General features: G+C 64.9%; 14 protein-coding genes. 10 read left to right on the plus strand and 4 right to left on the minus strand.

Going from position 1 to position 13,107, the window contains the following annotated elements; translation table 11 throughout:
* Positions 1 to 43: 43 nt before the first annotated feature.
* From era to lepB, 3 genes are read right to left on the minus strand one after another with little or no spacing between them, the layout of a single operon-like run.
* Positions 44 to 964 (minus strand): GTPase Era, encoded by a 921-nt coding sequence (gene era, locus F7D01_RS13345; protein WP_215227951.1) that lies wholly within the window; start codon positions 962 to 964, stop codon positions 44 to 46.
* Positions 961 to 1,632: a ribonuclease III gene (rnc, locus tag F7D01_RS13350; RefSeq protein ID WP_251566886.1), complete on the minus strand. Its 672-nt coding sequence runs from the start codon at positions 1,630 to 1,632 to the stop codon at positions 961 to 963. Before rnc ends, era begins: the two co-directional genes overlap by 4 nt.
* Positions 1,629 to 2,453 (minus strand): signal peptidase I, encoded by an 825-nt coding sequence (gene lepB, locus F7D01_RS13355; protein WP_215227953.1) that lies wholly within the window; start codon positions 2,451 to 2,453, stop codon positions 1,629 to 1,631. Before lepB ends, rnc begins: the two co-directional genes overlap by 4 nt.
* A gap of 54 nt (positions 2,454 to 2,507) precedes the next feature.
* Between lepB and pgi the strand changes: the two genes are divergently transcribed.
* The 5 genes from pgi to F7D01_RS13380 all read left to right on the plus strand — a co-directional run bounded on the left by pgi (position 2,508) and on the right by F7D01_RS13380 (position 7,132).
* Entirely contained in the window at positions 2,508 to 4,043 is a 1,536-nt protein-coding gene (gene pgi, locus F7D01_RS13360; protein ID WP_215227954.1) for a glucose-6-phosphate isomerase, read from the plus strand.
* A complete protein-coding gene (locus F7D01_RS13365; RefSeq protein WP_251566888.1) occupies positions 4,040 to 5,035 on the plus strand; it encodes a DUF4886 domain-containing protein in 996 nt (331 codons plus the stop codon). Before pgi ends, F7D01_RS13365 begins: the two co-directional genes overlap by 4 nt.
* 1 nt (position 5,036) lies before the next feature.
* Positions 5,037 to 5,510, plus strand: coding sequence for a TspO/MBR family protein (locus F7D01_RS13370; protein ID WP_215227955.1), 474 nt, complete (start codon positions 5,037 to 5,039; stop codon positions 5,508 to 5,510).
* Positions 5,511 to 5,602: 92 nt separating this feature from the next.
* Positions 5,603 to 6,313: a hypothetical protein gene (locus F7D01_RS13375; protein ID WP_215227956.1), complete on the plus strand. Its 711-nt coding sequence runs from the start codon at positions 5,603 to 5,605 to the stop codon at positions 6,311 to 6,313.
* Between the two features lie 225 nt (positions 6,314 to 6,538).
* A complete protein-coding gene (locus F7D01_RS13380; protein ID WP_215227957.1) occupies positions 6,539 to 7,132 on the plus strand; it encodes a PEPxxWA-CTERM sorting domain-containing protein in 594 nt (197 codons plus the stop codon).
* Between the two features lie 55 nt (positions 7,133 to 7,187).
* Here F7D01_RS13380 and F7D01_RS13385 read toward each other — a convergent pair whose 3' ends face one another.
* On the minus strand, positions 7,188 to 8,267 hold the full coding sequence (locus F7D01_RS13385; RefSeq protein WP_215227958.1) for a mechanosensitive ion channel family protein: 1,080 nt from the start codon (positions 8,265 to 8,267) through the stop codon (positions 7,188 to 7,190).
* Positions 8,268 to 8,425: 158 nt separating this feature from the next.
* On the opposite strand from F7D01_RS13385, the gene gorA reads away from it, so the two are divergent.
* The 5 genes from gorA to F7D01_RS13410 all read left to right on the plus strand — a co-directional run bounded on the left by gorA (position 8,426) and on the right by F7D01_RS13410 (position 13,078).
* Positions 8,426 to 9,778 (plus strand): glutathione-disulfide reductase, encoded by a 1,353-nt coding sequence (gorA, locus tag F7D01_RS13390; RefSeq protein ID WP_215227959.1) that lies wholly within the window; start codon positions 8,426 to 8,428, stop codon positions 9,776 to 9,778.
* 83 nt (positions 9,779 to 9,861) lie between these two features.
* Entirely contained in the window at positions 9,862 to 11,397 is a 1,536-nt protein-coding gene (locus tag F7D01_RS13395; protein ID WP_215227960.1) for an acyl-CoA carboxylase subunit beta, read from the plus strand.
* 13 nt (positions 11,398 to 11,410) lie between these two features.
* Positions 11,411 to 11,680 carry a hypothetical protein gene (locus tag F7D01_RS13400; RefSeq protein ID WP_215227961.1) on the plus strand — a complete coding sequence of 90 codons (270 nt, stop codon included), beginning with the start codon at positions 11,411 to 11,413 and terminating at the stop codon, positions 11,678 to 11,680.
* A 158-nt stretch (positions 11,681 to 11,838) separates the two neighbouring features.
* Positions 11,839 to 12,285, plus strand: coding sequence for a methylmalonyl-CoA epimerase (mce, locus tag F7D01_RS13405; protein ID WP_215227962.1), 447 nt, complete (start codon positions 11,839 to 11,841; stop codon positions 12,283 to 12,285).
* 181 nt (positions 12,286 to 12,466) lie between these two features.
* Positions 12,467 to 13,078: a glutathione S-transferase family protein gene (locus F7D01_RS13410; protein ID WP_215227963.1), complete on the plus strand. Its 612-nt coding sequence runs from the start codon at positions 12,467 to 12,469 to the stop codon at positions 13,076 to 13,078.
* Positions 13,079 to 13,107 lie beyond the last annotated feature (29 nt).

The raw sequence follows: 13,107 nt of genomic DNA on the forward strand, positions 1-13,107 counted from the left end.
GACACCGGGGTAAAGACCAGCAGGGAGCGGACCGGGGGCTGGGTCATCGCACCCAGTCGAGCCCGATTTCCTCGAACAGCTCGCGGCTGTCGGACCAGTTTTCCTCCACCTTCACATGCAGGAAGAGGTGGACCTTCACGCCGAGCAGTTCGGTCAGTTCGGTCCGTGCCGCCTCGCCGATCGCCTTGATCATGCGGCCGCCCTTGCCCAGCACGATGGGGCGCTGGGTTTCGCGGGAGACAACGATCTGCTGGTGGATTTCCAGGCTGCCGTCGGGTCGGTGCTTGTAGAGTTCGGGCCGCACCGCGCTGTCGTAGGGCAGTTCCTCGTGCAACTGGCGATAGAGCTGTTCGCGCGTCACCTCCGCCGCCAGCAGGCGTTCGGACGCGTCCGACACCTGGTCCTCGGGATAGTGCCACACCCCCTCCGGCATCAGCTCGGCGAGCGCGGACTTGAGTTCGGGTACGCCATCGCCGGTCAGGGCGGACACGAAGTAGATTTCCGCGAAATCGACCTTGCCCGACAACTCCTCGGCCAGTGCGAGCAGGGGCTCCTTCTTCGCCACGTCCACCTTGTTAAGGACGAGCATCTTGCGCTCCGGCCTGCCGGCGAGCTGTTCCAGCAGGGGCTCCAGCTCGTGCCGTCGCTGCTTGACCGGATCGACCAGCAGCAACACGGCATCGGCCGCCTCCGCACCTTCCCATGCGGCGCTCACCATCGCACGGTCGAGGCGGCGACGCGGCGCGAAGATGCCGGGCGTATCGACCAGGATCATCTGGGTATCGCCATCGAGCGCGATGCCCAGCATGCGCGCGCGGGTGGTCTGCGCCTTGGCGCTGGTGATCGCCACCTTCTGCCCGACGAGCTGATTGACGAGGGTCGACTTGCCCGCATTGGGCGCGCCGAGCACCGCGACGACGCCGCAGCGCGTCTGCCCTTCCGCCGGGGAGTGGGGTGAGGTCATCCGTATTGCTCCATGAAGTTCTTCGCGGCCAGCGTTTCCGCCTCCTGCTTGCTGCTCGCCTGTCCCTCGGCAGAGCCGACATTGGCGACCGTGACGCGAACGGTAAAGCGCGCCGCGTGGTCCGGTCCCGACCGGTCCACCAGTTCGTATTGTGGCGGCCGGCGGCGGTTGCCCGCCGCCCATTCCTGCAGCGCGCTCTTGGGATGCTTGGACCGGCCCGCGCCGCCCGCCACCTGATCGCGCCACAGCCGGTGGACGAGATCGCGGGTCGCATCGAAGCCCGCCTCGATGAAATTGGCCCCCAGCAGCGCTTCCATCACGTCGCCCAGCACGTTCTCGCCATGCTGCGCCCCGTCCTCGCGCGCCTGCCGGTCCAGCCGGACATGGTCCGACACGCCCAGACCGCGCGCGACCTGGGCGCAATTGCCCTTGCTCACCAGCACGTTCAGCCGCTGGGCCAGTTGTCCTTCCGCCCGGTCGTCCTCGCGATAGAGCCATTCCGCGATGGAGAGGCCCAGCACCCGGTCGCCGAGAAATTCGAGCCGCTCGTAACTGATCGCCTCGTTGGTGCTGCCATGGGTCAGCGCCTCGCGCCACAGGGCGGGATCGCCGACCGTGAAATGGCACGAGCGCAGCCAGTCGAGGGTGGATTGTTCCAGCGCGCTCACAGCGTCTCGCCGATCCGGTTCCACCGCGCGGCGGTGAACCATGTCCAGGGCAGAAACCAGCGGGCCGATCCGTCGGTGGACCAGACCAGCGCCTCGGCGCGCCCGACGACCCGTTCCAGTGGCACGAAGCCGACCCCGCCGCCGGCGACATCGGGAAAGCGGCTGTCCTGCGAATTGTCGCGGTTGTCGCCCATCAGGAACAATCGCCCTTCCGGCACGGTAACCGGACCGAAATCGTCCTGCGGCGTTTCGCCGAAATCGAACGTCACGTAGCTGCGGCCATTGGGCATCGTCTCGCGATAGGCGGTGTAGCGACACGCGGTGCCATTGCCCGGCACGTCCACGATCCGGCCGCCCCAGGCGCAATCGGTGTTGGCGGACATGGGGACCAGCACGTCGGGCACCCGCTCGCGCCGGATGGGCGTGCCGTCGATGAACACCTGTCCCCCGCGCACCTCCACGGTTTCCCCCGGAAGGGCCACGACGCGCTTGATATAGTCCGTATCGTCGACCGGATGCTTGAAGATCACCACGTCGCCGCGCGCGGGCGTATGCGCAAAGATGCGGCCCGGGATCAGCGGCGCGTCGAGCGGCAGCGAATGGCGCGAATAGCCATAGGGCCATTTCGCGGCGGCCAGATAGTCCCCGTCCATCAGGCCGGGCAACATGCTTTCGCTGGGAATGACGAAGAGGGAGAACAGGAAGCTGCGAAAGGCGAGCGCCGCCAGGATCACCAGCAGGCAGAATCGCAGGAAACTTCCCCAGCTTTCGTCCTTGCCCGCTGTCGCCTTCGCGCCCGCCACCAACCGTTCCCTTTGCATTCGTCCGGCGCGCTGCTTAGGCGCAACGCAAGGCAAAGCAAAAAGGATTCTCCCGTGAGCGAACAGGCCGCCGATCAGATCTGGACCGAGATCGAAGCACGCGAACGGCGCACCGTCGCCGAACTCTTCGCCGGTGACGATGCCCGTGTCGACAAATTGTCCGCGCGCATCGACTGGGGGGAGGGCGATACCGCGGGCGGCGTGCTGTTCGACTGGTCCAAGACGCATCTCGACGACGATCTGCTCGCTCGGTTCGAGAGCCTGGCGCAGGTGCGCGATTTCCGTTCAAAACGTGCCGCACTTCTGAATGGCGAGACCGTCAACGTGACGGAAGGCCGCGCCGCCGAGCATACCGCGCAGCGTGGCACCGGCGCGGATGCTTCGGTGGAAGAGGCAGCGGCGCTGCGCGACCGGATGCGCCTGCTGGTGGAGGCGATCCACGACGGCGCGCTTGGCGAGGTGAAGCACCTGATCCATGTGGGGATCGGCGGCAGCGCGCTCGGCCCCGCGCTCGCGATCGACGCGCTGACCCGCGACCTGGCCCGGGTCGACGTGCATATCGTCTCCAACATCGACGGTGTGGCGCTGGAGCAGGCCTTTGCCGCGTGCGACCCGAAGACGACGATGCTGGCGGTGGCAAGCAAGACCTTCACCACGATCGAGACGATGACCAACGCCGCCAGCGTGATGCGCTGGCTGGAGGAGGGCGGGGTAGCCGATCCCTCGGGCCGGGTGGTCGCACTGACCGCGAGCCCGGAAAAGGCGGTCGAGTGGGGCGTCGACGAAACACGGGTGCTGCCGTTCCAGGAAAGCGTGGGCGGGCGTTACTCGATCTGGTCCAGCATCGGCTTTCCGGTGGCGGTCGGCGCCGGGTGGGACGAGTTCGAGGCGATGCTGGCGGGCGCGCAGGCGGTCGATCGGCATTTCGCGGAGACCGAGGGGCGGGACAACCTGCCGCTGCGCGCCGCCTTCGCCGACCGGTACTATACCCGTGGCCGGAAGTGCCAGACCCGCGCGGTGTTCGCCTATGACGAGCGGCTGGCGCTGTTTCCGGACTATCTGCAGCAGCTTGAGATGGAATCGAACGGGAAGCGGGTGACCGCCGACGGCAAGCCGGTCGACGGGCCGACCGCTCCGATCACGTGGGGCGGGGTCGGCACCGATGCGCAACATGCGGTGTTCCAGCTGCTCCACCAGGGGACGCATGTCGTGCCGGTCGATTTCATCGCCAGCATCGCGCCGGGCGATGCGCTCGATCCCGCGCACCATCGCATCCTGCTGACCAACTGCTTCGCGCAAGGGGCCGCGCTGATGAAGGGCGACAAGGGGGAGGACCCGGCACGCAACTTCCCCGGCGACCGCCCGAGCGCAACCATATTGTGCGACGATCTGGACGCGGCGACCCTGGGCGCACTGATCGCTTTCCACGAACATCGCACCTTCGCCAACGCCGTGCTGATGGGTATCAACCCCTTCGACCAGTTCGGCGTCGAGCTGGGCAAACGCATGGCAAAGGAGATCGAGGGTGGTAAGAACGATTTCGACGCCAGCACCATGGCGCTGCTGCAAGCTGCGGGGTTGAGCGAATGAAGCGTTTTCTGACTGCGATCGCGGGGGCCTGCGCCCTGGCGGCATGCGCGCCTGTCGTGACGGAGCAAGCTCCTGCAACTGCGGCCGCACCTGCGACGCCGGCATCCGCAACCGGGCAGACAGCGATTGAGCCGACGGAGGCTCCGCGGAGCATCCTGTTCGTCGGCAACAGCTTCACCATGGGCGCGAACTCTGCCGTGCTGCGCTATCGCCCCGATAGTGTGGAGGACATCAATGGAGAGGGCGTGGGCGGCGTACCCGCGCTGTTCGCCAAGTTCGCGGAAGAGGCGAAGATGCCGTGGGCGGTCGCCCACGAAACGCGCGGCGGCACCACGCTGGATTTCCACCTGAACGAGCGGCGCGCGCAGATCGACCGCCCGTGGGACGTGGTGGTGATGCAGCAATACTCCGTTCTCGACCCGAAGAAGCCGGGCGATGCTGCCGAGACGGTGCGCGACGCGCCGCTGCTGGCGGACCTGTTCTCCGCCCGCAATCCCGATGTGCGAGTGTACCTGACCGCGACCTGGACCCGCGCCGATCAGGCATGGAAGCCGGAAGGCAAATGGTACGGCCAGCCGGTGGAGGCGATGGCGCTGGACGTGCGGCGCGGGCTCGATCGGGCCGATGCCGCGTCGGACCGGATCGATGCGGTGATCCCAGTGGGCGAGGCCTGGAACCGCGCGATCGCGACCGGGCTGGCCGATCCCAACCCCTATGACGGGCGCGCCTTCGGCCAGATCGACCTGTGGAGCTACGACCACTATCACGCCAGCGCGGAAGGGTATTATCTGGAAGCGCTGGTCGTCTTCGCGCAGGTCACCGGCTACGACGTGCGCAAGTTCGGCGCGCAGGAACGCGCCGCGCACGAGCTGGGTCTCGACCCGAAGGTGGCGGAGGCCTTGCAGAACGTTGCGATGGCGCAGCTGGAAGCGGAGCGGCGCGTGGGCGCGCTCGACATTCTCCGCGCGCTCGCCGTGCCGGGGCGCGCCTGAGATGTCGACCCCGGTCGTCATCGCAATCGCCTGGGCCGTCATCCTGGGAGTGGGCGGCGGCCTGCTGACCAAGATCGGCGAGTGGTATCGCGCTCTCAACAAGCCGAGCTGGCAACCGCCCGACTGGCTGTTCGGCCCGGCCTGGACGGTGATCCTGGGCCTCGCCGCCTGGGCCTTCGTCCTGAGCTGGAATGCGATCCCGCCCGGGGGCGACCATACGCCGCTGATCGTGCTCTACGCGGTCAATTTCGTGTTCCACCTCCTCTGGTCGCCGCTGTTCTTCACGGTGAAGCGGCCGGACTGGGCGCTGGTCGAGGTCCCGTTCCTGTGGGCTTCGGTACTGGCGCTATGCATCGGCCTGCGCGAATTCTCGGTGCTGGCAAGCTGGCTGATCGTGCCGTACTTGGTGTGGGTGAGCTTCGCGGCGATCCTCAACTGGAAGATCGTGCAGTTGAACGGTCCTTTCGGGCGATAGCGCCAGGTCAGATCAAACAGCTTCCGTTCAGGAAAGGCCGCGCAAATTCCGGTTCGGTCGGCTCGTAGTGCCGTGCCGAGGGAGTGTCCGGGATGCGCAATTTGCTCGTAATCGCCTTGCTTCCGGCTGCGGCCGCCTGTTCGACAATCCAGGCTGCTCATACGCGATTGCCTGCGGAATTCGGGCCGGAACCGGACCGCATAGAGCTCGTCGGCCTGCAGGGACCGCAGACCGGGGCCTACACCGCCGGGGCATATTCCGGGCGATACGACCGCTATGCGTCGGGTACGCGTATCCTGGGCGCATTTGCTGCGAAGAACCAGCACGCGGGCTTTTCCATCACCGGGCCGGGGATAACCCCCGCGCTGGTCGCCGATTGCATGATGAGCGAGCAATCTGTGCAGTCGGAGCGGGTGGAGGTTCTGACGGCCCCCATGTCCTACCGCTGCACGTTCTCGCAAGGGGGTGAGCCGGCCCGCGCCACCTTCGACCTGCACGAGACGAACGAGGCCGCCGGGACCTCGCTCGGTTACAAGCGGGACGGGACGTTCCGTTATGCCGGGGCCGCATTCGAAATCCGCTCCGAACATCGACTGCAGGAGACCGCGCTCCCCACCGCCGCGCCAAACGGATATGTGTTCCTGCGGGGCGGACGACCGGTGGGCGCGATCGACCTCAACGGCTCGCCGCAGCTCGTGCTCCCGATGGGAACGGACGAAGCGACGAGCCGCGCGCTCACGATCGCCGCCCTCGCGACCGCGCTGCTGTGGGACCCCGCCGACAGCGACATGCACGACTGGTAGTCCTGGCCTTCGTGGTGACAGCAGTGCCATGCGGATTAGCAATATTTACAATAGGATGCCCACTTCGTGACGTTGCTGAGCAACTTGTAAGGGCAGTACCGAACCCAAGAGTCCCAGTATAGAACACCGCCAAAATCGTCCTGAACTTGGTATTTACCCGATCTCTTAGAGATATTATGGAATTGCTATCGACTGAGGTGGCAGTTCGGGACAACTATCGGGTCGATGGAGGAAAAAATGGCGGGATCAAAATGGTTTACGGGGGCTGTCCTCGCGTTTTCGGCGGCGATTGTCAGTATCGCGACTCCAGCTAACGCGGCGACTGTCGTGAGTTCATGCAGCACGGCGATCGTCACTCCGGCTGCGTCCAAGTGCTCGGGCAACTATTCGAAGAACATCCTCAACAATTCCAAGATCGATGATCAGAAGACCGGCACCGCAGCCCTTGGTTCTTCCTATGTCTTCAACGGGGACTGGAACGCCGTCGAAGCCACGAAGATCACCTCGCTCGGCGCTGGCAATATCCTGAACTTTGGCAAGACACTGTATGGTCAGACCATTTTCGGCATGCATGTCGGCAACGGGTCGGGCTACGGCAATTCGACCTCGTTCTATCTGATCGATTTCGGGACCAAGGGAGCAAGTGGCATCAAGCTCGCGAATGCGAAGGGCTTCTCGAACGCGGTGCTTTACACGACAGCGGCAGCCGGCGGTGTTCCCGAGCCTGCTACGTGGGCGCTGATGCTGCTGGGTTTCGGCCTCATCGGCAGCCAGATCCGTCGTCGCCGTCACGTAACGGCCCGCCCGGCCTTCGCCTGAACCCTCTCCCTCGCTCGGCTTTTTCCGGCTTTGCCGGGGAGCCGGGCGAACGGCGCTATCCGCTGGGGTTCTGTTCCAGCGAGGAAAGCCGCAGCTTCGCGAACGATTCCGGCTGATGGTCGGCCAGCCATTCCAGCATCCCCTCGCGGATGTCGCATCTGAGGTCGAACAGGGTGGGCGAGTTCTTCGCGCTCATCAGCAGGCGCACCTCGATCGAGTCCCGCGTGGTTTCGGTCACCTGCACCACCTGGACGCGGCCGTCCCAGCGCTCGTTCGCCTTCACCTGCCGCTCGAACTCGGCGCGGATGGGGCCGATCTTGGTTGCAGGGTCGAGGTAGAGGAACACGGTGCCCAGCAGGTTCGCGGTCTGCTTGGTCCAGTTTTGGAACGGCTGTTCCAGGAAATAGCTGGTGGGCAGCACGAGCCGCCGCTCGTCCCAGATCTTTACCACCACGTAGGTGGTGCGGATATCCTCGATCCAGCCCCATTCCCCTTCGACCACCACCGCGTCGTCGATATTGATCGGCTCCGTGATCGCCATCTGCACGCCCGCGATCAGCGATTTGAGCGCCGGTTGCGCCGCGGCGCCCACGGCAAGCCCGGCGAGGCCCGCAGAGGCGACCAGCGTGACACCGATATCGCGCACGCCCGGGATCGACAGCAGCATCAGCCCCACGGTCACGAACACGATCACGAAGGTCGCGATGCGGTTCACCATGGCGAGCCGCGTACGCCTGCGCCGCGCGGCGAGATTGTCCGCCACGGTAATGTCGGCACGCAGCTTCATCGCCTCGATCAGCGCATGGAGGATCGCGATCGCGACCCAGCCGATCAGCGCGGGCATGGCGAAACTGGCGATCTTGGCCCACACCGCGTCGAAGGCGGGGACCTCGCGCGCGACCAGCACCAGCGCCAGCCCGACCAGCGCCGCGCGCGTCGGATGCCGCAACCGGCCGACGACGATATTGTCCGCCTTGCTGTCGCTGCGATGCGAAAGCGTGCGCAGCAACCGAAAGACCACCCAGTGGAGCGCCAGCGCGATCAGCACCGCGCCGCCCGCGATCGCGGCCCAGCCCCATGGATCGGGCAGGAACGCGGTCTGCTGCTGAAGAGTATTGCTGATCGTGTCTGTCATGCGGTCTCCCGGTGTTCGGCTGCGAGCCCGGCGACCTCTCCCGAATTTTCGTGTTCGTCCTCCCGGTTAAAGGAGCACACGCGCACGGATGTTCCCGGGATGCAAACGTTGGCAAGACGCGGCGGCCCCGCCATATCGGCCGCGAACAGGAGAATTTCATGGCCGACGAATACGATTACGACCTCTTTACCATCGGTGCCGGCTCGGGCGGTGTCCGCGCCAGCCGCGTCTCCGCCGCGCTCGGCGCGAAGGTCGCCATCGCGGAGGAGCACCGGATCGGCGGTACCTGCGTGATCCGTGGCTGCGTACCCAAGAAGATGCTCGTCTACGGTGCGCATTTTGCCGAAGACCTAGAGGACTGCCAGCGGTTCGGGTGGGAGATAGGCGAGCGCAAGTTCGACTGGATCAAGCTGCGCGACAACGTGCTCGACGATGTGACCCGGCTTGAAGGTGCCTATACCGAGACACTGGAAAATCATGACGTCGAGATCTTCAAGGAGCGCGCCGAGATTACCGGCCCGCACGAGATCACGCTAGCGAGCGGTCACAAGGTCACCGCAAAGCACATCCTGATCGCGACCGGCGCGCGCCCGCGCATGCCCGAGTGCCAGGGGGCCGAACACGCCATCTCGTCCAACGAGGCATTCCATCTCGACAAGCTGCCCAAGAAGATCATCATCGCGGGGGGCGGCTATATCGCCAACGAGTTTGCCGGAATTTTCAACGAGTTCGGCTGCGACGTTCACATCGTGAACCGGGGCGACCGCCTGCTGCGCAGCTATGACGAGGCGGTGCGCGACCGGCTGCTGCAGATCTCCACCACGAAGGGGATCAAGTTCCGCTTCAACACCACTTTCGAATATATCAAGCCGTGCGACGAGGGCGGCTACTTCGTGAAGCTGTCCGACTGCGACGAGGAGAAGGCCGACCTCGTGATGTTCGCCGTCGGTCGTATTCCCAACACCGAAGGGCTCGGGCTCGACAAGGCGGGCGTCGAGCTGGGCGAGCACGGCGAGGTGAAGGTCGACCGGTTCAGCAAGACCAATGTCGATCACATCTATGCCGTCGGCGACGTGACCGATCGTGTCCAGCTGACCCCGGTGGCGATCCGCGAGGGGCAGGCCTTTGCCGAAACCGTCTTCGGGAAGGGCGATCCTGTGGCGGTGGACCACGGCTGCGTCCCCAGCGCGGTGTTCAGCCATCCGCCGATCGCCGCAGTGGGCATGACGGAGGGCGAGGCGAAGAACAAGCTGGGCAGCGTGAAGGTCTATCTGTCGGACTTCCGCCCGATGAAGAACGTGCTGGCGGGCCGAAACGAGCGCAGCCTGATGAAGATGGTCTGCGACGGCGACAGCGGCAAAATCGTCGGCATCCACATGATCGCGCCCGAGGCGCCCGAGATGATGCAGGCGGCGGCGATCGCGGTGAAGGCCGGGCTGACCAAGGCGGATTTCGACTCTACCGTCGCGATCCATCCCACCATGGCGGAAGAACTGGTGCTGATGCGCTAACGCGCACCATCCGTGTTGCCAGCCGCGTTGACGGTAAGGGCTAGCTGCGGCAACGCAGGGGGCCAGACATACAAGGGGTAGGAATGTCCGCCGATAACATCGCCGAAATGGAACGTCGCCGCGAAGCCGCCGAACTGGGTGGCGGACAGAAGCGCATCGATGCGCAGCATGCCAAGGGCAAGCTGACCGCGCGCGAACGGCTCGAAGTGCTGCTGGACGAGGACAGCTTCGAGGAGCTGGACCGGTACGTGGAGCACGACTGCACCGATTTCGGTATGGAGGACCAGAAGATCCCGGGCGACGGCGTCGTCACCGGCAGCGGCACGGTGAACGGGCGGCTGGTCTATGTCTTCAGCCAGGACTTCACCGTCTTCGGCGGTTCGCTGTCGAAGCGCCATGCGGAGAAGATCTGCAAGGTGATGGATATGGCGATGAAGGTCGGCGCCCCGGTCATCGGCCTCAACGACAGTGGCGGCGCGCGTATCCAGGAAGGCGTCGCCAGCCTCGGCGGCTATGCCGAGGTGTTCCAGCGCAACGTGCTGGCGTCCGGCGTGGTCCCGCAGATCAGCCTGATCATGGGGCCGTGCGCGGGCGGGGCGGTCTATTCGCCCGCGATGACCGACTTCATCTTCATGGTGAAGGACAGCAGCTACATGTTCGTGACCGGGCCGGACGTGGTCAAGACGGTCACCAACGAGGTCGTCACGCAGGAGGAACTTGGCGGCGCGGTGACGCACACGACCAAGACCAGCGTGGCCGATCTCGCCTTCGAGAACGACATCGAGACTTTGCTCCAGACACGCAATTTCATCGACTACCTGCCGCTGTCGAACCGCGAGGACGTGCCCGAGCGGCCGACCGACGATCCGTGGGACCGCGAGGAGCCGAGCCTCGATACGGTGATCCCCGACAACGCCAACCAGCCCTACGACATGCAGGAGATCATTCGTAAGACGCTGGACGAAGGCGAGTTTTTCGAGATCCAGCCGGCGCATGCGGGCAACATCATCTGCGGCTTCGGCCGGGTCGAGGGGCGCACGGTGGGCGTGGTCGCGAACCAACCGATGGTGCTGGCGGGCGTGCTCGATATCAATTCGAGTAAGAAGGCCGCGCGCTTCGTGCGGTTCTGCGATGCGTTCGAAATCCCGATCCTGACCTTCGTCGACGTGCCCGGCTTCCTGCCCGGCACGGGGCAGGAGCATAACGGCATCATCAAGCATGGCGCCAAGCTGCTGTTCGCCTATGCCGAGGCGACCGTGCCCAAGATCACCGTCATCACCCGCAAGGCCTATGGCGGCGCGTACGACGTGATGGCGAGTAAGCACCTGCGCGGCGACCTCAACTACGCTTGGCCGACTGCCGAGATCGCGGTGATGGGCGCGAAGGGCGCGGTGGAGATCATCTTCCGCCAGGACCGCGACGATCCCGAGAAGATCGCGCAAAAGACGAAGGAATACGAAGACCGCTTCGCCAACCCCTTCGTCGCCGCCTCACGCGGCTATATCGACGAAGTCATCTACCCGCACTCGACCCGACGGAGGATCGCGCTGGGCCTGCGCAAGCTGCGCGGGAAAGAGCTGACCAACCCGTGGAAGAAGCATGACAACATCCCGTTGTGACGTAGCCAGAGCGATGCTTGAGGATATTGTCGCCGAATGGTCAGATTGGCCCGACGAATTGCAGGCAATCACCGGGTTCGAGTTTGCTGAGTATCGTGCGCTTAAGCTGAAGCTGGATGATCCGAGTAGCGAACTGACTGAGACAGATGCGGACATGATGCGCGAAGGGGCAAAGCAGTTTTTTGGATATCCGGGTATGACGACATCAGGGGTTGAGCGGTCGCTTGGCCCTGAGTGGCTAAGCGAAGTCGAGTCCGCTTTTCTGAATGAAGACGATCGTTGATCGTCTTCCGCGTCAACGCTCCCTGGAATTTGCCGGAGGCACGAATTCCGTCACCCTGAACTTGTTTCAGGGTCCAGCTTTGGGAAGGCGCGGGCATTGCATGAGAAAGACTGGATGCTGAAACAAGTTCAGCATGACGAATTGACAGGAGCAGACGCATGAAACTCGGCCGCCTCAACCATATCGGCGTCGCGACGCCTTCTATCGCGGACTCGATTGCCTACTACCGCGACACGATGGGCGCGGTGCGGATCGCCGAGCCGTTCGACCTGCCCGAACAGGGCGTGAAGGTCTGCTTCGTCGATACGCCCGACAGCGCGGGCGACGTCGGCAAGGGCACTCAGATCGAGCTGATCGAGCCGCTCGACGAGGCGAGCCCGATCAACGGCTTCCTCGCCAAGAACCCCGCCGGCGGCCAGCACCACGTCTGCTACGAGGTGGAGGACATCGAAGCGGCGCGCGAATGGTTCGAGGGGAAGGGCAAGCGCATCCTCGGGCCCACGCGCATCGGCGCGCATGGGACGCCGATCTTCTTCCTCCACCCCAAGGACATGATGGGCCAGCTGACCGAGATCATGGAAACGCCGAAGGAGGGCGCGCACTGATCGAACGAGTGTGCTCCTCTCTCTGTATGGGAGAGGATACGTAGGCTTACGAGCTCGCTCGCTAGCCGCAGTTGGAGAGGGTGGGACGTGCCACGCCCCCTCTCCAAGTTTCGCTCGGCCGCCGTGCGGCCAAGCTGCACTATCCTCTCCCGCAAGGGGAGAGGGATGCGGGAGGATACCGATGCTGTTCTACGATAGCCCCAACCCCGCGCCCAACCCGCGGCGCGTGCGAATCTTCGCTGCCGAAAAGGGCATCGCGCTGCCCTCCAAGGAAGTTTCGATCCCGCAGCGCGAGCAGAAAGCGCCCGAATACCTCGCCAAGAACCCGCGGGGGCAGACGCCGATCCTCGAATTGGACGATGGCACGGTGATTGCCGAGAGCGTCGCGATCATGCGCTATCTAGAGGCACTGCATCCGGAGCCGCCGCTGTTCGGCACCACCCCGCTCGATATCGCGCAGATCGAGATGTGGTGCCGCCGGGTCGAGATGATCCTGATGCCCCCAGTCGCGCAGGTGTGGGTCCACACGCATTCCTTCACCGCCGCGTTGCCCGGCCGCAACGCGGAATGGGGCGAGGCAAACCGCCCTCGCGTGGCCGAGGCGCTGGCATTCTTCGACACTTCGCTGGCAAACAGCGATTATCTAGCGGGCGACAGCTTCTCCGCCGCCGACATCCTGCTGCTCACCACGGTCGACTTCGCCGGTTTCATCGGGCTCGACCCGACCAACGGGCTGGAGAACCTTTCGGCGTGGCACCGGCGCGTGTCGGAACGCGAGAGCGCCACAGCCTAACCGGCGCGGGCAATATCGCCCGGGGAATA

It is taken from the genome of Erythrobacter sp. 3-20A1M (assembly GCF_018636735.1).
GTDB lineage: Bacteria > Pseudomonadota > Alphaproteobacteria > Sphingomonadales > Sphingomonadaceae > Alteriqipengyuania.